The organism is Herbaspirillum hiltneri N3 (genome assembly GCF_001267925.1).
GTDB classification, from domain to species: domain Bacteria; phylum Pseudomonadota; class Gammaproteobacteria; order Burkholderiales; family Burkholderiaceae_D; genus Herbaspirillum; species Herbaspirillum hiltneri.
Map to the genome: position 1 here is coordinate 1,712,194 of NZ_CP011409.1, position 16,829 is coordinate 1,729,022.

At 61.7% G+C, this 16,829-nt stretch carries 19 protein-coding genes; 14 read left to right on the forward strand and 5 right to left on the reverse strand.

Annotation, left to right across the window (positions count from 1 at the left end):
* Nucleotides 1–8 precede the first annotated feature (8 nt).
* The 4 genes from F506_RS07680 to F506_RS07695 all read left to right on the forward strand — a co-directional run bounded on the left by F506_RS07680 (nucleotide 9) and on the right by F506_RS07695 (nucleotide 3,535).
* Entirely contained in the window at nucleotides 9–842 is an 834-nt protein-coding gene (locus F506_RS07680) for a CheR family methyltransferase (protein ID WP_053196324.1), read from the forward strand.
* Nucleotides 839–1,438 carry a chemotaxis protein CheB gene (locus F506_RS07685; protein ID WP_053196326.1) on the forward strand — a complete coding sequence of 200 codons (600 nt, stop codon included), beginning with the start codon at nucleotides 839–841 and terminating at the stop codon, nucleotides 1,436–1,438. The genes F506_RS07680 and F506_RS07685 overlap by 4 nt, the downstream gene beginning before the upstream one ends.
* A complete protein-coding gene (locus F506_RS07690; protein WP_053196328.1) occupies nucleotides 1,435–2,559 on the forward strand; it encodes a hybrid sensor histidine kinase/response regulator in 1,125 nt (374 codons plus the stop codon). Before F506_RS07685 ends, F506_RS07690 begins: the two co-directional genes overlap by 4 nt.
* Before the next feature lie 238 nt (nucleotides 2,560–2,797).
* Nucleotides 2,798–3,535, forward strand: a complete 738-nt coding sequence (locus F506_RS07695; RefSeq protein ID WP_053196330.1) for an SDR family NAD(P)-dependent oxidoreductase — start codon at nucleotides 2,798–2,800, stop codon at nucleotides 3,533–3,535.
* A 24-nt stretch (nucleotides 3,536–3,559) separates the two neighbouring features.
* On the opposite strand, the gene F506_RS07700 is transcribed toward F506_RS07695, so the two are convergent.
* Nucleotides 3,560–4,483: a LysR family transcriptional regulator gene (locus F506_RS07700; protein WP_053196332.1), complete on the reverse strand. Its 924-nt coding sequence runs from the start codon at nucleotides 4,481–4,483 to the stop codon at nucleotides 3,560–3,562.
* A gap of 160 nt (nucleotides 4,484–4,643) precedes the next feature.
* Here F506_RS07700 and F506_RS07705 point away from each other — a divergent pair, with 160 nt between their 5' ends.
* Nucleotides 4,644–5,675, forward strand: a complete 1,032-nt coding sequence (locus tag F506_RS07705) for a D-cysteine desulfhydrase family protein (protein WP_053201364.1) — start codon at nucleotides 4,644–4,646, stop codon at nucleotides 5,673–5,675.
* Between the two features lie 241 nt (nucleotides 5,676–5,916).
* Complete coding sequence (locus tag F506_RS07710) at nucleotides 5,917–7,038, forward strand: sterol desaturase family protein (protein WP_053196334.1); 1,122 nt, start codon at nucleotides 5,917–5,919, stop codon at nucleotides 7,036–7,038.
* A 4-nt stretch (nucleotides 7,039–7,042) separates the two neighbouring features.
* On the opposite strand, the gene F506_RS07715 is transcribed toward F506_RS07710, so the two are convergent.
* From F506_RS07715 to F506_RS07725, 3 genes are read right to left on the reverse strand one after another with little or no spacing between them, the layout of a single operon-like run.
* On the reverse strand, nucleotides 7,043–7,336 hold the full coding sequence (locus F506_RS07715; RefSeq protein ID WP_053196336.1) for a DUF6587 family protein: 294 nt from the start codon (nucleotides 7,334–7,336) through the stop codon (nucleotides 7,043–7,045).
* A 14-nt stretch (nucleotides 7,337–7,350) separates the two neighbouring features.
* Nucleotides 7,351–9,243: a ferrous iron transport protein B gene (gene feoB, locus F506_RS07720; protein ID WP_053196338.1), complete on the reverse strand. Its 1,893-nt coding sequence runs from the start codon at nucleotides 9,241–9,243 to the stop codon at nucleotides 7,351–7,353.
* A gap of 36 nt (nucleotides 9,244–9,279) precedes the next feature.
* Nucleotides 9,280–9,573, reverse strand: coding sequence for a FeoA family protein (locus F506_RS07725; RefSeq protein WP_053196340.1), 294 nt, complete (start codon nucleotides 9,571–9,573; stop codon nucleotides 9,280–9,282).
* A gap of 227 nt (nucleotides 9,574–9,800) precedes the next feature.
* Here F506_RS07725 and F506_RS07730 point away from each other — a divergent pair, with 227 nt between their 5' ends.
* From F506_RS07730 to F506_RS07760, 7 genes are all read left to right on the forward strand, one after another.
* Nucleotides 9,801–10,694: a sigma-70 family RNA polymerase sigma factor gene (locus tag F506_RS07730; protein WP_053196342.1), complete on the forward strand. Its 894-nt coding sequence runs from the start codon at nucleotides 9,801–9,803 to the stop codon at nucleotides 10,692–10,694.
* On the forward strand, nucleotides 10,694–11,128 hold the full coding sequence (locus F506_RS07735; RefSeq protein WP_053196345.1) for a YybH family protein: 435 nt from the start codon (nucleotides 10,694–10,696) through the stop codon (nucleotides 11,126–11,128). Before F506_RS07730 ends, F506_RS07735 begins: the two co-directional genes overlap by 1 nt.
* Before the next feature lie 146 nt (nucleotides 11,129–11,274).
* Nucleotides 11,275–11,934 (forward strand): glutathione S-transferase family protein, encoded by a 660-nt coding sequence (locus tag F506_RS07740; RefSeq protein ID WP_053196347.1) that lies wholly within the window; start codon nucleotides 11,275–11,277, stop codon nucleotides 11,932–11,934.
* Nucleotides 11,931–12,788 (forward strand): SDR family oxidoreductase, encoded by an 858-nt coding sequence (locus F506_RS07745; RefSeq protein ID WP_053196349.1) that lies wholly within the window; start codon nucleotides 11,931–11,933, stop codon nucleotides 12,786–12,788. Before F506_RS07740 ends, F506_RS07745 begins: the two co-directional genes overlap by 4 nt.
* A gap of 193 nt (nucleotides 12,789–12,981) precedes the next feature.
* Nucleotides 12,982–13,326 carry an ArsR/SmtB family transcription factor gene (locus F506_RS07750; RefSeq protein ID WP_053196351.1) on the forward strand — a complete coding sequence of 115 codons (345 nt, stop codon included), beginning with the start codon at nucleotides 12,982–12,984 and terminating at the stop codon, nucleotides 13,324–13,326.
* Nucleotides 13,316–13,816, forward strand: coding sequence for an SRPBCC family protein (locus F506_RS07755; RefSeq protein WP_053196353.1), 501 nt, complete (start codon nucleotides 13,316–13,318; stop codon nucleotides 13,814–13,816). The genes F506_RS07750 and F506_RS07755 overlap by 11 nt, the downstream gene beginning before the upstream one ends.
* 229 nt (nucleotides 13,817–14,045) lie before the next feature.
* On the forward strand, nucleotides 14,046–15,629 hold the full coding sequence (locus tag F506_RS07760) for an MASE4 domain-containing protein (protein ID WP_053196355.1): 1,584 nt from the start codon (nucleotides 14,046–14,048) through the stop codon (nucleotides 15,627–15,629).
* A gap of 17 nt (nucleotides 15,630–15,646) precedes the next feature.
* Here the strand turns inward: F506_RS07760 and F506_RS07765 are convergent, their stop codons facing one another.
* On the reverse strand, nucleotides 15,647–15,883 hold the full coding sequence (locus tag F506_RS07765) for a hypothetical protein (RefSeq protein WP_053196357.1): 237 nt from the start codon (nucleotides 15,881–15,883) through the stop codon (nucleotides 15,647–15,649).
* A 166-nt stretch (nucleotides 15,884–16,049) separates the two neighbouring features.
* Here F506_RS07765 and F506_RS07770 point away from each other — a divergent pair, with 166 nt between their 5' ends.
* Nucleotides 16,050–16,799 (forward strand): helix-turn-helix transcriptional regulator, encoded by a 750-nt coding sequence (locus F506_RS07770; protein ID WP_053196358.1) that lies wholly within the window; start codon nucleotides 16,050–16,052, stop codon nucleotides 16,797–16,799.
* Nucleotides 16,800–16,829: the final 30 nt, after the last annotated feature.

Sequence of the window (16,829 nt, forward strand, 5' to 3'; positions counted from 1 at the left end):
AGCACAGGATGCCGACACCGACACGCCACTTCGATATCGAGATGCAGTTGCTGCTGGACGCCATTTATCTCAAGTATCACTGCGACTTTCGCGGTTACGCCGCAGCGTCGATCAAGCGCCGCCTGGTGACGGCGATGGGTCACTTCCGTTGCGCGACCCTGTCGCAGTTGCAGGACAAGGTGCTGAACGATCCGGAAGTATTTCCGGCGCTGATGGAATACCTGACGGTGCAGGTCAGCGAGATGTTCCGCGATCCGGGCTATTTCCGTTCGCTGCGCGAAAAGGTGGTGCCGCTGCTGCGCACCTATCCGTCGCTGAAAATCTGGGTGGCCGGCTGCAGCGCCGGCGAAGAAGTTTATTCACTGGCGATCCTGCTGCGCGAAGAGGGCTTGCTGGAACGTTCGCTGATCTACGCCACCGACATCAATCAGACCGCGCTGCAAAAGGCCGAAGCCGGTGTCTACGAACTCGACCGGATTGCCGGCTTCACCAGCAATCACCAGAAGTCGGGTGCGCGCACCTCGCTGTCGGACTACTACACGGCGGCATACGATCGCGCCGTGTTCGACAAGTCGCTGCGCCAGTACATCGTGTTTTCCGACCATAGCCTGGCGACCGACAGCGTGTTCGCCGAGATGCACCTGGTATCGTGCCGCAACGTGCTGATCTATTTCAACCGCCAGCTGCAGGAGCGCGCGCTCGGCTTGTTCCGCGAGTCGCTGTGCCGCAAGGGCTTCCTCGGACTCGGTTCGAAGGAGTCGCTGCGTTTTTCCGAGCATGCGGCGGCCTTCGACGACGTGGTGCGCGAGGATCGCATCTTCCAGAAAAAGAACACGCTATGAACGCCATCGCCTCTCTTGACGGCCGTATCGATGCGGTCGTGATCGGCACCTCGGCCGGCGGCGTCGACGCCTTGTCGGTCTTGCTGCCTGCCCTGCCGGGAAGCAGCAAGGCGGCGGTGTTCGTGGTGCTGCATCTGCCGCGCGACCGGCCCAGCCTGCTGGTCGACATCTTCGCGCCCAAGTGCCGCATGGCCGTGCGCGAGGCATCCGACAAGGAGCCGGTCGAGGCCGGCACGATATACTTCGCTCCGCCCGACTATCATCTGCTGATTGATGCAGGTCCGCAGCTGGCGCTGTCGTCGGACGAGCCGGTCAATTTTTCGCGGCCGGCAATCGACGTGCTGTTCGAGTCCGCCGCCGACGAATACGGCGAACGCCTGCTCGGCATCGTGCTGACCGGCGGCAACCAGGACGGCGCGGCCGGGCTGCAGGCGATCCGCGCGGCCGGCGGCATGACCGTGGTGCAGGAGCCGGAAACCGCCCATGTGCGCTACATGCCCGAACTGGCCTTGCAGCAAGGCGAAGTGGATTACGTATTGACGTTGGAACAGATTGCCGCGTTACTGGGAACGCTGCAAGGGAAGATAAAAAAATGAACGATCACAACAAGAAAACCATATTGCCCCGCGTGAAGTTTCTCCTCGTCGACGATCTCGACGAAAACCTGCTTGCCTTGTCCGCGCTGCTCAAACGCGACGACGTCGAACTGCTGCAGGCGCGGTCCGGCTTTGAAGCGCTGGAATACCTGCTGGTGCACGACGTTGCGCTGGCCTTCATCGATGTGCAGATGCCGGACATGGATGGTTTCGAGCTGGCCGAACTGATCCGCGGCAGCGAGCGCACGCGCAATGTGCCGCTGATCTTCGTCACCGCCGGCGCGCGCGATGAACGCCGCATGTTCAAGGGGTATGAAAGCGGTGCGGTTGACTTTCTCTACAAGCCGATCGAGCCGCATATCCTGCAGAACAAGGCCGAGGTGTTCTTCCAGCTGTATCGCCAGAAACAGCAGCTGGCGCTGGAGCTGCGCGAGCGTACCGAGACCTTGCGCCTCAATGAAATGTTCGTCGCCATCCTGGGGCATGACTTGCGCAATCCGCTCGGCGCGGTACTGACGGCGGCCACGCTGATCCAGCGCGCGTACAAGGAAGACGTCGCGCAGAAGGCCAGCATGCAGATCATCAACAGCGGCAAGCGCATGGGACGACTGATCGACGGCATGCTCGACCTGGCGCGGGCGCGCCTGGCGGGCGGCATTCCGTTGACGCGCCAGCCGGTCAGCCTGGATGAGGTCATGCAGCGTGTGGTGCAGGAGCACCAAGCAGCCTTCCCGGAGAGCCGCATCGAGTTGCAGATCGACGGCAATCCGGCCGGTCACTGGGATCCCGATCGCCTCAGCCAGGTGGCGGCCAATCTGCTGGGCAACGCCATCCGGCATGGCAAGCCCGGCGAAACGGTGCTGGTTCTGCTGGATGGCAACGCGCCGGAGCAGGCGACATTCTCGGTGGTGAACGCCGGCAGTATTGCGCCCGAGGTGCTGCCCGGCATTTTCGATCCGTTCCGCAGCGGCGCACCGTACAACGGCCACAATGAGGGGCTCGGACTCGGCCTGTACATCGTCCAGCAGATCGTGCACGCGCACCAGGGCGAGATCGACGTGCAATCCGGTTCGGGCGACAAGACCGTCTTCACGGTGACGATTCCACGTCAGCCGCGCTGACCGGAAAACGGCGCTGCGGGTTTGCCGGCCGTGCAATGCGGCCGGCGAGCGCCGATCTGTTGACCCGTTGACCCGTTGATCTGTTGATCTGTTCCACCGTGTATCAAGTCAAATGCGGCCCGGCCGCTTTTTCCCCAGAGCGTGAATCCCTATAGTGCATTCCAAGGCAACGCGAGATCACCCCGATCCGCACGCCGAAACCATGCCTCGCGGTCAATCACTCTTGAAGGAAACCATCATGTCTTATCAACCAAAAACCATCGTCATCACCGGCGCCTCCAGCGGCATCGGCTTTGCTCTGGCGCAAGCCTATCTGAAGCGCGGCGACTACGTCATCGGCAATGCTCGCACCGAAGAACGCCTCCAGGCTGCAGCCGCCCGGTTCGAAAATGCCGCCAACTTCTTTGGCGTCGCAGGCGACATCGCGCTGCCTGCAACTGCGGCAAAAATCTTCGCGGAAGCAGCGGATCGTTTCGGCAAGGTCGACGTGCTGATCAACAACGCCGGCATCTTCATCGCCAAGCCCACCGCCGACTATACCGAGCAAGATGTCGACAGCATCGTCAGCACCAACCTGAAGGGCTTCTTCTACATCACCCAGCAAGCGGTGCGCCACATGGTCGAACATCGCAGCGGCCATATCGTCAACATCACCGCCAGCATCGCAATGCAGCCGACGACGACCGTCCCTGCGCTGTTGCCGGTGCTGATCAAGGGCGGACTCAACCAGGCCACGCGCGCACTCGCGCTGGAACTGGCGGCGCACAACGTCAAGGTCAACGCGGTCGCCCCCGGCATCATCGAGACGCCGCTGCATGCGCCCGGCAGCCATGATTTCCTCAAGGCCCTGCAGCCTACCGGCCAGATCGGCCAAGTGGAAGATATCGTCGGCGCGGTGCAATACCTGACCGATTCCAGCTTCACCACCGGCGCGATCTTGCCGGTGGACGGCGGCGCCAGTTCCGGTCGCTGGTAATGCCTGGATGCTAACGCCTGGATGCTAACGCTGCAGCTTCTCCATCATGAAGTCGACGAAGGCGCGTACGCGCGACGACATGTGGCGGGCATGCGGATACAGCATCACGAAGGGGCGGGTGACGCCGCCGTGTTCGGGCAGCACTTCGACCAGGCTGCCTGAGCGCAGGTCTTCGGCGACCACGAAGCGATAGGTCTGGAACAGCCCGGCGCCGGCGCGCGCCAGCGTGACGCCGCCGAGCACGTCTTCGGCGCAGCCGTAGTTGCCGCTGGTCGGCACGTCGAGGTCGGCGCCTTCGTGGCGCAAGGTCCACGGCAGGCGACGGCCGTTGCTGGGGAGGTCGAACTGGATGCAGTCGTGCGCCTGCAGTTCGTCGATGGTGCGCGGCGTGCCGGCCCGGCGCAGGTAGTCCGGGCTGGCGACGATCACCAGCTCGGCGTCTTCCAGCGTGCGTGCGATCAGGCTCGAATCGTCCGGCGCCTTGCCGCGCACCGACAGGTCATAGGCGTCATCGGCAAAGTCGACGTTGCGGTTGCTGATGTGGGTCTCGACGGCAACCTCGGGATAGCGCGCACGAAATTCCGGCAGGATCGGCAGCACGCGGTAATGGGCATACGGGGTCGGCAGGCTGATGCGCAGCGTGCCGGCCGGCTTTCCATGCAGCCCGCTGACGCGGCGTTCTGCTTCGATCAGCGTGGACAGCGCTTCGCGGCATTGCTCGAAGTACAGCTGGCCTTCTTCGGTCAGGCGGATCTGGCGCGTGGTGCGTACAAACAGCCGCACGCCGAGGCGTTCTTCCAGGCGCGATACCGAGCGGCTGACCGCTGCCGGCGTCACGCTGGCGGCCACGGCGGCGGCGCTGAAGCTGCTCAGTTCTGCAGCCAGGCAAAACAACTCGATGCTGCCGACCTGGAGATCGTCGAAGGGGCGCCTTGTGCCGGTTTTCATGCGGTGTCCTGTGTAGAGATATTTTTATGATGGCGTAGTCCGGATGGTAAACCAATTGCCGTCCGGCCACCGCAGGCCGGCAGCATGAACATGGCGGGCGTCGTATCATCGGCCCACGCCGATCGTGCTGAACAGAATGAACCAGACCAATGAGGAATCCATGTCCCTGAATCGCTTTTCGTCACTCGACCGCTTTTCGCGCTACCGCCTGCTCGACCAGGCCACGCCGGTGCAGAAACTCGCGAACCTGCACCGCCTGTTGCCGGAGACGGCGGCGGTCAACATCTTCGTCAAGCGCGACGACCTGATGTCGCTCGGCGGCGGCGGCAACAAGCTGCGCAAGCTGGAGTTCCTGATCGGCGCCGCGCTGGCCGAAGGCGCCGACACGCTGGTGACCGTCGGCGGCCTGCAATCGAATCACGCCCGCCTGACGGCAGCCGCGGCGGCGAAGGCTGGCCTGCATTGCGAGATCGTCCTCGGCCGGCTGGTGCCGCGCACCAACGAAGAATATGCGCTGGGCGGCAACGTCCTGCTCAATGACATCTTCGGCGCACGCGTCGAGATCGCGCCTGACGGCGCTGCGCCCATCGTGCGTGCGCGCGAACGTGTCGCCGAGCTGATCGCGGCCGGACGCAAGCCTTACCTGATCCCGACCGGCGGCTCGACCGCGGTGGGCAGCCTGGGCTACGTCGCCGGCGCGGAAGAACTGCTGCTGCAGGGCGAAGCGCTGGGCGTGCAGTTCGACGGCATCGTGGTTCCCAACGGCAGTTCGGCCACGCACGCCGGTCTGGCCGCGGGGCTGGTGCACGCCGGCAAATCGGCGGCGCTGGTGCAGGCCTACAGCACGCTGGCGGAGGCGGCGACGGCGCAGGCGACCACGCTGACGCTGGTGCGCGAGACGCTGGCGCTGCTGGGAGACCAGGCCGTGGTGGCCGACGCCGACATCCTGATGGATGGCAGCCAGCGCGGGCCGGCTTACGGCGTCGCCACCGAGGCAATGCGGGAAGCCTTGCTGGCTCTCGCGCGCACCGAAGGCATCCTGCTCGACCCGGTGTATTCGGGCAAGGCCTTTGCCGGCATGTTGGCGGCGATCAGGGCAGGGCGCTACCAGTCGGGCGCCAATATCCTGTTTGTGATGACCGGCGGCACGCCGGCGCTGTACGCGTATCGCGACGCGCTGCAGCCGGCTTGATTAAAAAATTTCCCGTCGGAAATTTCATCGGCATTGCGGGCATGGCAATCAAGGTTGCCGTGCCCGATTTCACTTCTTCCTCCCGTCCTTGCCTCTGGTTTCCGCAAGGCATCTCCGACGCGCTTTTGCTATCTGCCGTACAATTCGTTGTGCGCTGCAAGATGCGCTCAACGCCAGCACCCACGCGCATAGACATGCAATTCGATGTGGCGCTGCAGCCTGAAATTACCAGAAATATCCCATGGAACAACTTGTCGTCTACATCATCCCGCTGTTCCTCGTGCTGATCTGCGCGGAGCTCGCCTACGGCTATTTCCGTGGCCGCAATACCTATCGCCTCAACGACGCCATCAGCAGCCTGAGCCAGGGCCTGATCGGGCAACTGGTGGGGCTGGTGACGCAATTGTTCCAGATCGGTTTTTATACCTTCGCCTATCGCTTCGTCGCGATCGTGCCGCATGCCCGTTTCTGGCACGGCGCGGCCGGATGGATTGCGGCGATCCTGCTGTTCGATTTCTTCGACTACTGGCTGCACCGCATGGGCCACGAAAACGCCGTGATGTGGGCCGCGCACGCAGTGCATCACCAGAGCCAGGATTTCAACCTGTCAACGGCGCTGCGCCAGGAAAGCACCGTTATCCTGATCGGCTGGCTGTTCTACCTGCCGATGGCGGTGCTGGGAGTGCCGCCTGAACAGTTCGCCATTGCCGGCCTGATCGTGCTGGTGTATCAGTTCTGGATCCACACCGAACATGTGGGCAAGCTCGGCTGGTTCGACAAGGTTTTTTCCTCGCCGTCGAATCATCGCGTGCATCACGCGGTCAACGACCAGTACCTCGACAAGAACTACGGCGGCATGCTGGTGATCTGGGACCGGATGTTCGGCACCTTCGCGGAAGAGAAAGAAGCCTGCGTCTACGGCACGCGCACGCCGCTCAAGAGTTGGGATCCGCTGTGGGCCGTGACCAGCGGTTACTGGCAACTGGCGCAGACCGCAGCGCGTCTGCCGCGCTGGCAGGACAAGCTCAAGCTGTGGTTCAAGCCGCCCGGCTGGCTGCCGGCCGGCGTGGCGGCGGACGGACCGGCGTTCAGTCTGGAAGCGGCGCGCCGGCGTTACGATCCGAAGCTGTCGCGCAGCGCCAGTGTCGCGGCGGTGCTGCAATTCAGCGTCTTGCTGGCGGCCAGTGCAGCGTGCATGTGGGTGGCGGACGATCTTTCCTACGCGCGCCTGGTGGAGCTGTGCTGCGCCTTGCTGGCGGCATTCTGGGCGCTGGGCGCTTTCATGCAGCATCGCGTCGGCATCGTTGCGATGGTGGCGATTGATGTTGTTGCGGCTGCCGTCGCTGCCTATGTGCTGCTGTAAGAGTCTAACGGTGCAGACTGCGCTTCAGGCTGTCCACTGAGATCTTCTGGACGGTTGGATTTCTCCCTCCGTCTTTTCCCTTCTTTTCCACCCCCGCGCAAGCGCTGCAACTGTCGCAGCCGGTTGCGGGGACTTGCTCGGCCGCTTGCATCCGCACGGCCATGCCATGCCAGCCGCGCTGCCGGCACCATGCAGCGACGGCAGCGCCCATGCGGTGCTTCAGCGGCTTCGGCAGATAGCGGCGCAGCACGTACCCGCAGGCATACAGCACGATGGCGGCGACGATGAGATTTTGCATGACGGTCCTCGTTTCTACAGGAAAGCCGTGGCCAACCGGAATGTCGCCAGCGAGGCCAGATAGGCCAGCGCGAACATGTAGGCGGCCATCGCCAGCGCCGGTTTCCACGAATTGGTTTCGCGCTTGACGATCGACAGCGTCGAGATGCACTGCGGCGCGAACACATACCAGATCAGCAGCGACAGCGCCGTCGGCAGGCTCCAGGTCTGCGTCAGCATCGGCTCCAGCGCCGACGCCAGCTGGTCGCCGCTGGCCGACAGCGCATAGACGGTGCCGAGCGCGCCGACGGCGACTTCGCGCGCGGCCAGGCCGGGGATCAGCGCGATGGCAATCTGCCAGTTGAAGCCGATCGGCGCGAACAGCGGCTCGAGGAAGCTGCCGATGCGTCCCGCCAGGCTGTACTGGATCGCCGGCCCGGTGGCGCCGTCCGGCGCACCCGGGAACGTCGACAGGAACCACAGGATCACCATCAGCGCCAGGATGATGGTGCCCACGCGCGTGATGAAGATGCGCGCACGTTCCCACAGCCCCAGCGCTAGGTTGCGCAGATGCGGCACGTGATAGTTGGGCAGTTCCAGCAGCAGCGGCTGCAGCCGGCCTTTGGCGATCACGCGCTTGAACACGTAAGCCACCGCCATCGCCGAGACGATGCCGAGCACGTACAGGCCGAACAGCACCAGTCCCTGCAAGTTGAAGATGCCGACGGCGCGATCAGGAATGAACGCACCGATGATCAGCGCATACACCGGCAATCGCGCTGAGCAGGTCATCAGTGGCGCGATCATGATGGTGGCGAGGCGGTCGCGCGGATTCTGGATGGTACGCGTGGCCATCACGCCGGGAATGGCGCAGGCGAAACTCGACAGCAGCGGAATGAAGGCGCGCCCCGACAGGCCGACGCTGCCCATCAGCCGGTCCAGCAGGAAGGCGGCGCGCGGCAGGTAGCCGGAATCTTCCAGCAGCAGGATGAAGAAGAACAGCACCAGGATCTGCGGGAGGAACACCAGCACGCTGCCGACGCCGGAGATGATGCCGTCGACGATCAGGCTGCGCAGCAATCCTTCCGGCATGAATTGCGTGACCAGCGCCCCGATGCCGTCGACGCCGGTCTTGATCATTTCCATCGGTAGCGCCGACCAGCTGAACACCGCCTGGAAGATCGTGAACAGCAGCGCCAGCAACAGCACATAGCCGAATACCGGATGCAGCACCCAGGCATCGATGCGGTCTTCGGTGGTGCGCGCCTGCGTGCGTTCGGTGACGGCGACGTCGAGGATGCTGCGCACCGCTTGCTGGCGCTCGCTTGCACTCATCGGCGTGGCTGCATCGCCGAAGCGGCATGAAACCCAGGCATCCGGCCGGCTGTCCGAATGGCGGTTGCGCCACGCGTCGACTGCATCGGCCAGCGCTGTTGCGCCTTGCTGCTGCACGGCGACGGTTTCGACCACGGGAATGCCGAGCTCGGCGCCGAGTCGCGCGGCATCAACATGCACGCCGCGCTTGCGGGCCACGTCGGACATGTTGAGCGCCAGGATGGTGGGGCGCTGCAGGCGCAGCACTTCGATGGCGAGCTTGAGATTCAGGCGCAGTTTGCTGGCGTCGACCACCAGCACGATCAGGTCGGGTAGCGCTTCGTCGGCGCGTTCGCCGAGCAGTACCGCACGCGTGACCGCCTCGTCCGGGGTCAGTGCGCTCAGGCTATAGGTGCCGGGCAGGTCGACCAGGCGATAGGCCGCGCCGCTGCCGGAGACGAAACGCCCGGCCTTGCGTTCGACCGTCACGCCGGCGTAGTTGGCGACTTTCTGGCGGGCGCCGGTGAGACGGTTGAACAGCGCGGTCTTGCCGCAGTTGGGATTGCCCACGAGGGCAAGGTTGAGTGGGGACGTGAACGTGTCGGATTGCTGCATGATGGGTGTTCTGGATATTTTAGAATGCGAAGGAAATCAGGCCAGCCGGTCGATGTGGATCAGTTCGGCTTCATGCCGCCGCAATGCGAAAGTGGTGTTGCCGATGCGCACCGCGATCGGATCGCCGGCCGGAAATGACAGCGCCACCACGCGCACGATTTCCCCGGGCAGGAAACCGAGTTCTTCCAGCCGCTCGCGCAGTGCGGATAGTTCGGGGTCCTGCGAAGGAGGGAGGAAGCGGATGCACGCCTGCTCGCCTTTGGTAAGATCGGCGAGGGTGTTGCGGGCAATTGCTGCGGTGGCGGTGGCTGTAGCTGTAGGGGAGATCATGAGCTGCCCGGTGTCCGTACGGCAATGCGGAAGCCGATAGAGTCAGTTAATAATGCTTCTCATTATCCACTGATTTCCACATTCGGGTCAGCGGCAAAATGTCGCAGTCCGGATCACGGAGCGAATCCTTTCCGGCTGCCGAAACGTCTCATCATCAGAGACCCGGCTCCATCCCCGGCCGGACCAGTTCGATTTCAGGCAACCAGGCGCTTTCACGGAGTAATTTCATGCCAGACCAGCAAGAGGCACGGCTTTTGTTCGAGCAGAGGCTGGGAGAGCTGCGCCCCAGGCTTCATCGCTATTGCGCGCGAATGGCAGGCTCCGCCGTCGACGGCGAGGATATCGTCCAGGAAACCCTCATCAAGGCGGTCGAAGCGTTCGGGCGCGATCCGATCGACAATACGGAAAGCTGGCTCTTCCGTATCGCCCACAACGCCGCGACGGATTTCCTGCGCCGCCGGCGGCGGCAGCAAGCAGTTCATTCTGAAGAGGAGCCGGAAATGATCGTGGACGAATCGGCATCTGCGGTATCCAGGCATGCCGCGACCGCGGCTTTGCGAACCTTCATGCATCTTCCGGTCGCTCAGCGCGGCGCCGTGATCCTGATGGACGTGCTGGGCTATTCCTTGCAGGAAATGCGCGACATCACCGGATTGACCGTGCCTGCGGTCAAGGCCGCCTTGCATCGTGGCCGCGTGCGTCTGCGCGAGCTGGCGGCCAGTCCCGGCGAACCGCCGTCGCTGGATGATGCCGAGCTGCGTCGCCTGGCGCGATACGCCGATTGTTTCAACGCCCATGACTTCGACGCCGTGCGCAACATGCTGGCCGACGACGTCGCCCTTGAACTCGTCAGCCGCACCCGCAGGAGCGGGCGCAAGGAGGTATCGCAATACTTCAGCAACTACGCCGGCATTGGCGACTGGCGCTTGATCCCGGGGCTGGTCGACGGCCGGCCGGCCCTGCTTGTGCTTGATCCGGCCAGGCCGGAAGCACCGCCATCCTATTTTGTGATCGTCGAATGGAAGGACGGCCAGGTCGTCCGGATACGAGATTTCCGGCATGCGCGCTATGTTGCCGAGTGTGCCGGGATGAGCCCTGCCAACCTGTCGGAGAAAACTTGATGAGCCATCCTGAAATGCAAATTCATCGCGTTCTTGAACGTTACAGATCAACGGTTTTTGCCAAGGACCTGGAAGGGTTCCTGCGCCTGTACAGCGAGAACGTGCGCATTTTCGACACGTGGGAAGCGTGGTCGTACGAAGGCAAGAACGCCTGGCGCGAGGTGATCGGAAAGTGGTTTTCCTCCCTCGGGGAAGAAGCCGTCGCAGTGACCCTGGAGGACGTTCAGGTGACCGCTGGAGCGGATCTGGCGATCGCCGGTGCGATCGTCACTTATGCCGCCGTCTCTCCCGCCGGCCGCACGCTGCGCTCCATACAAAACCGGCTGAGCGTGGCGCTGGCGAGGGAGGGCAATGACTGGCTTATCGTTCACGAACATACCTCGGTGCCGATCGGCTTTGACGACATGCGCGCCGTGACGGCCAAAGTCCCCTGATCCCTAGTCCCTGATTCTTGATATCTATATTTCGCGCATCCGGCGCATCCTTTCCCTGCTGCTCTTCGTCTTAAGAAAGTGAGGACGCCGCCATTGCGATCGGCGCTGCGTCCTCTTTTATCAAAACATGGAAGGAGCGCAGTCGAATGAATCAGAACAGGGTTGAAATCTACGGCATCCCCGAAAGCAACTTTACGCGTGCGGTCAGAATGGTCTGCGAGGAGAAAGCGCTCGACTACGATCATTTCCCCGTCCGTCCGCACTCCGACGAGGCCAATGCAATCCATCCGCTGGGCAAAGTCCCCGGCCTGCGTCACGGCCAGGTGACACTGGGAGAGTCGCGGGCGATCGTGGCCTACCTCGATTGCCTTTATCCGGAAACGCCGATGATGCCCACAAGTCCCGATGCGGCGGAGGCGGAGCAGTGGGTATCGATCGTCATGACGGCGATGGATCCGGTATTGATCAGGCAGTATGTTTTTGCGAATCTCTTTCCCAAGACGGCGGATGGAACGGTCGATCGCGCTGCCGTTGAGGCGCCGCTGCCCACGCTGAAGGCGCAGATCAAATTGCTCGACCAGGCATTGGCCAGGAAAAACTTCCTCGCCGCCGCGCGCTTTACCTTCGCAGACGCTCTCCTTCTTTCGACATTGGCCGCCGTGCGCCTGTTTCCGGAGGGGGCGCATGCGATTGATGCCGCGCCCAATCTCGCGCATTACGTGAATCTGCATTCCGCCCGTGCCAGTTTCATTGCGACCGATCCCTGGAAGAAGCCGGGCAAGGCGGGCAAGGGAGAGAACGCATGATTCTGGTCACCGGCGCCGCCGGATTGAGCGGCGCGCACATCGTCAGAGAGTTGGCGGCGCAGCGAGTGCCGTTTCGTGCACTGGTGCGAAATCGGTCGAAAGCGGTTTCTCTTCTTCCAGGCCATGTTGACATCGTCGAAGGCGACATGTCCCGGCCCGAGACCTTGGGGCCGGCGCTTGAAGGCGTCGCCAAGGCCTTGCTCATTTCATCGGGCGACGCTCGCATGCTGGAGACGCAATGCAGTTTCATCGACGCCTGCAAGCGCGCCGGCGTGGAGCATGTCGTGAAATTCTCGGGTAACGAAACGGGATTCGATCGCTCCAGATTCCGATTTACGGAAATGCATGCGCAGGCAGAGCGCTATCTTGAACGATCGGGTTTGCGCTGGACGCATCTGCAGCCCTGCGGTTTCATGCAGGTGTATCTGCGCGAGGCCAGGACCATCAAGGAAAGCGGCGAGCTGCGCCTGGCCGCGGGGGATATCACGCTCGCGCCCATCGATGTCCTGGATATCGCCAGAATCAGCACCGCCGTATTGCAGGCGCCGTGGCAGGACGGCAGGCGTCATCTGATGACCGGGCCGGAAGCGCTGACCATGAGCCAGATCGCCGGGCTGATTTCCAAAGTCGCAGGCCGGCCCGTCAACTACGTCGCGATCACGCCGGAAGAACGCCGCCAGGAAATGCTGGCCGCCGGCGTACCTGCGTATTTTGCGGACGCTTTGTTCGAGCAAGCCACCGAACGGCTGCGCAATCCAAAGGCAGCGGTGCACCTGGAGACTCATCAGGAATTCAATGTGATCCCGACGACTTTCTCGCATTTCATACAGCGCAATGCTTTCATTTTCCAATAATTGATTTATTGAAAATGGAAGAAGGGCGGTGCTCCCGCATGCTTTCCTTGCCCTGGACCCAACCGGTGCATTTCTCTGAACCAGGCTGGCGGACATCGTTGTCCGCCAGCCTGTTTTTCTCTGTCAATCCATTCCGCACCATCCTTTTCAAATAGTTTTCCATATGGCGAACTATGGTGATATAGTTCGCCATATGGAAAACTATTCAGCCTCACTCAACAACGTATTCCACGCACTGGCCGACCCTACCAGGCGATCGGTGATCGCCAGGCTGGGCAGCGGCCCGGCGTCGATAAAGGAACTGGCGGAACCGTTCGGCCTGGGGTTGCCCTCGTTCCTGAAGCACATCAAGGTTCTTGAAAGCAGCGGTCTTATCGCCTCGGAAAAAGCAGGGCGAGTGCGCACCTGCAAACTGAAGCGCGCCAACCTGATCGCTGCCCAAAAGTGGTTTGATGAACAACGCGCGGCCTGGGAAGGCCGATACGCAAATCTCGACAATTTACTGATTACTTTGAAAGGTGAAGAAGATGAAAACTGAGCTTCAATTTGACTTTGTGGTCGACCAGGAAAAAAGCACCATCACGATCAAACGAGAATTCGCCGGAAAACGCCAGCTAGTCTGGGACTGCCACACGAAGAGCGAACTGCTCGACCGCTGGTTTGCACCCAAACCGCTGACCACGAAAACCAAGTCCATGGATTTCCGCGAAGGCGGGCACTGGCACTACGCGATGGTGGAGCCGAACGGCCAGGAGTACTGGGGCCGGGTGGACTATCTGACCATTCACCCCATCGACAATTACACCTCGCTCGACGGTTTCAGCGACAGCACCGGCGCAGTGAATCCGGCATTGCCCAGGTCCAAATGGAACGTCAGTTTCTCGGATGCCAAGGCGCATACCCTGGTGGAGACAGTCGTCTCTTATTCGTCGCCCGAGGCGCTCCAGCAAGTCATCAACATGGGACTGAAAGAGGGTTTGGCCTCGACCCTGGAACGTCTGGACGAACTGCTTCTGGTTCTCAACTAAGCACTGGAAGAACCCCTTCGATACCCACGCATGTCGCCAGCAAAGGCGACATGCGCTGTCTACGCGGCAGGATGTTTTCAAAAACACATCTTTCCGATGCCTTGGCGCGACCAAATGCCGCAACCAAAGGCTGTGAACTTCGATTACGTGAATCTCGTCACTCCATCAGGGTAGAATCATTCTGAAATTCGACGTGTTGGGCTTTCAATCGACGAGATTCGCAAAGCATATGACGCAAACACAATCAGAAAAAATCTCCTTGTTCCTGCCCACGATGCCGGCGAGCGCCAGTGAACGCAAGCTGGCGACGGTGCTCATTGCCCTGTCAGCGGTTTTCTTTGTCGTCTGCATTCCGTTTGCCAAGACGCCGTTGGCGAAAGTGGACGCTTTCATTCCCATCTACGCGTCGGCGCTCTGCATCAACGATGCCATTACCTCATTGCTGCTGTTCGGGCAATTCGTCATCTTGCGCTCCAGGGCGATTCTGGTGCTGGCATTGGCTTATACCTTTACGGCGCTGATGACGGCCACGCATGCGCTGTCGTTTCCGGGTTTGTTTTCGCCGTCGGGATTGCTCAGCGGAGGGTCGCAGACCACGGTGTGGCTGTACATGTTCTGGCACGCAGGATTCCCGCTGTTCGTCATTGCCTATGCTTTGCTCAAGAATCGGGAGAACGTGCTTCCGACCGGCCGTTTCATCGCCCTGGGCCTTGGCGGCGTATTTTTTCTGGTATGCGCTTTGGCGTATCTGGGGACGGCGGGCCACGATTATCTGCCCGTGCTTTTATCCGAGGGAAAATACACTCCTGCACTGACCGTCACCGTGTTTTGCATCGGCGGCCTGTCCTTGACGGCACTCTTGCTGCTTTGGCGCAGGCGATCTTTTTCGGTGCTGGATTTATGGCTACTGGTGGTGGTCTGCGCCTGGCTGTTCGACGTCGGCCTGTCAACGATATTCAATGCCAAGAGATTCGATCTCGGTTTCTATGCCGGCCGCCTTTACGGGCTGCTGGCGGCCAGCTTCGTTCTGGGCATGCTGTTGCTTGAGAACAGCAATCTGTATGCGAAACTGGTCAGCATGCATGAACAGCAGCGGCGTAAAACGGCCGAGCTGGAGATATTGAATCGTGATCTGGAGTCATTCGGCTATTCGGTTTCTCACGACTTGCGGAGCCCCTTGCGGGTCGTCGGCGAGTTCGCACGGATCCTGGATGACGAATATGCCGGCGTGCTCGATGACGAGGGGCGACGCTTCGTTTCCATCATCAGAAAAAGCAGCGGCAAGATGATTTCCCTGGTGGAGGATCTGCTGGCGTTCTCGAAGATGGGGCAGCAGCCCCTGAGTATGGAAAGCGTGAATTCCGATTTGCTGGTTGGTGAAATTGTTCAGGATTTCAAGTCGGCGAATCCACAACGCCATATCCGGTTCGACATCGTTCCGCTGCCTGCCGCCCTGGCCGAGGGGAAGATCCTGCGCCAGGTGTGGTGGAACCTGATTGAAAACGCGATCAAATATTCCCGGACAAGAGACATTTCCATCATCACCATCGGCTATAAGGAAAGCACCCCGCCGGTCTACTTCGTGAAAGACAACGGCGTGGGCTTTGACATGGCGTACGCCCACAAATTGTTTGGCGTCTTCCAGCGTCTTCACAGCAGCCAGGAATTTGAAGGGACGGGCGTCGGCCTTGCCATCGTGGAGCGCATCGTCACCAAGCATGGCGGGAAGATATGGGCTGAATCGACGATCGGTGTCGGCACAACCTTTTATTTCACGCTGGCGCCGGATTTGCCCGCGGGCATCGGGGCTTGAGCACTCCTGACGAGCAGTCAGTTGCGCGAAGGGGAGACTGACACGGAACCGGAACCGGAAGACCGCGGCGCGGTGGCCGGTTCCGCCGGGGTGGTACAGATATCCCACAGCGACACCGGAATCCGGCCTATGTCTTTGGCAAAGACGAAGGTCACCCCGATCAGGAGTATGCCGGCGGCGAGCAGGAGCAGCATGACTTGCAGGTTCGACAGGCTGAAGCCGGAGTGGCTGGGGTCTTTGCTGTGGTTTGACATGATGGCGATGGAATGCGGGAAACCGAAGTATAAAAAAATTCGCGGCGCTGCGCTTGCGTCAAATTGTCACACCCCGCGGTCACGCTCAGTCGCGCTCAGTCGTGCATAGTCGCCGCTTCAGTACGGCAGCCCGGAAGCCGGTATGCCGCTGGCGTAAAATGACGCCATGAACACCCCGCAACATCTGAGTTTTCGCACCTATGGCGCTGATGGCCCGTTGCATAGCCACGACCATGTGCAGATCGTCCTGCCGATGCTGGGCGAGATGGAAATTGAAGTCGACGGCCGCGGCAATATGCTCGACGTCACCCGTGCGGCCTTTGTTGCGCCCGACATCAGCCACGCGCAGTCGGCGCAAGGTCCGAATCGGTTCCTGATCCTCGATTGCAAGCTGTCCGACATCGGCGCCGATGCCGCCGAACGCCTGCGCCGCCAGACCTTCCTGCCGGTTCCTGCCGCGGTGCGGCGGCTGGCCGAGTTTATCGATCTGAGCCTCGACCTGAGCCGCAGCGGCACCGCCGGACTGGTGCTGCCGGAATCGGTGGTGCGTCATTGCACGCCGCTGTTGCTGGAAGCATTGACCGCGATGCCGCAACGGCAATCGCGCTTGCACGGCTTGCTGCTGCGCATCGACGCCGCGCCGGGACAAGCCTGGACTGCAGCGCGGATGGCGCGTGTGGCGAACCTCAGCGTGAGCCGCCTGCATGCCTTGTTCAAGAGCGAACTCGGCCGCACGCCGCAGGAGTGGTTGTCGGACGTGCGCCTGCGTTTTGTGCAGGATGCGCTGGCCGGCTCGGATGTGCCGGTGGCGGAACTGGCGTTGCGTGCCGGCTATTCCGACCAGAGCGCCTTGACGCGCGCCATGCGCCGCACCACCGGCATGACGCCTGCCGCATATCGCCGCGAGCATCGATAGTTTCCAATTGCAATAGCCTCAGCCCAATTT

Excerpts from the sequence above, each read along its gene's own strand:
- F506_RS07710 (WP_053196334.1), top strand. The coding sequence starts at position 5,917 with ATGGAACAACTTGTCGTCTACATCATCCCGCTGTTCCTCGTGCTGATC.
- F506_RS07745 (WP_053196349.1), top strand. The coding sequence starts at position 11,931 with ATGATTCTGGTCACCGGCGCCGCCGGATTGAGCGGCGCGCACATCGTC.
- F506_RS07680 (WP_053196324.1), top strand. The coding sequence starts at position 9 with ATGCCGACACCGACACGCCACTTCGATATCGAGATGCAGTTGCTGCTG.
- F506_RS07735 (WP_053196345.1), top strand. The coding sequence starts at position 10,694 with ATGAGCCATCCTGAAATGCAAATTCATCGCGTTCTTGAACGTTACAGA.
- F506_RS07725 (WP_053196340.1), bottom strand. The coding sequence starts at position 9,573 with ATGATCTCCCCTACAGCTACAGCCACCGCCACCGCAGCAATTGCCCGC.
- F506_RS07760 (WP_053196355.1), top strand. The coding sequence starts at position 14,046 with ATGACGCAAACACAATCAGAAAAAATCTCCTTGTTCCTGCCCACGATG.
- F506_RS07715 (WP_053196336.1), bottom strand. The coding sequence starts at position 7,336 with ATGCAAAATCTCATCGTCGCCGCCATCGTGCTGTATGCCTGCGGGTAC.
- F506_RS07765 (WP_053196357.1), bottom strand. The coding sequence starts at position 15,883 with ATGTCAAACCACAGCAAAGACCCCAGCCACTCCGGCTTCAGCCTGTCG.
- F506_RS07705 (WP_053201364.1), top strand. The coding sequence starts at position 4,644 with ATGTCCCTGAATCGCTTTTCGTCACTCGACCGCTTTTCGCGCTACCGC.
- F506_RS07770 (WP_053196358.1), top strand. The coding sequence starts at position 16,050 with ATGAACACCCCGCAACATCTGAGTTTTCGCACCTATGGCGCTGATGGC.
- feoB (WP_053196338.1), bottom strand. The coding sequence starts at position 9,243 with ATGCAGCAATCCGACACGTTCACGTCCCCACTCAACCTTGCCCTCGTG.
- F506_RS07690 (WP_053196328.1), top strand. The coding sequence starts at position 1,435 with ATGAACGATCACAACAAGAAAACCATATTGCCCCGCGTGAAGTTTCTC.
- F506_RS07685 (WP_053196326.1), top strand. The coding sequence starts at position 839 with ATGAACGCCATCGCCTCTCTTGACGGCCGTATCGATGCGGTCGTGATC.
- F506_RS07755 (WP_053196353.1), top strand. The coding sequence starts at position 13,316 with ATGAAAACTGAGCTTCAATTTGACTTTGTGGTCGACCAGGAAAAAAGC.
- F506_RS07750 (WP_053196351.1), top strand. The coding sequence starts at position 12,982 with ATGGAAAACTATTCAGCCTCACTCAACAACGTATTCCACGCACTGGCC.
- F506_RS07695 (WP_053196330.1), top strand. The coding sequence starts at position 2,798 with ATGTCTTATCAACCAAAAACCATCGTCATCACCGGCGCCTCCAGCGGC.
- F506_RS07730 (WP_053196342.1), top strand. The coding sequence starts at position 9,801 with ATGCCAGACCAGCAAGAGGCACGGCTTTTGTTCGAGCAGAGGCTGGGA.
- F506_RS07700 (WP_053196332.1), bottom strand. The coding sequence starts at position 4,483 with ATGAAAACCGGCACAAGGCGCCCCTTCGACGATCTCCAGGTCGGCAGC.
- F506_RS07740 (WP_053196347.1), top strand. The coding sequence starts at position 11,275 with ATGAATCAGAACAGGGTTGAAATCTACGGCATCCCCGAAAGCAACTTT.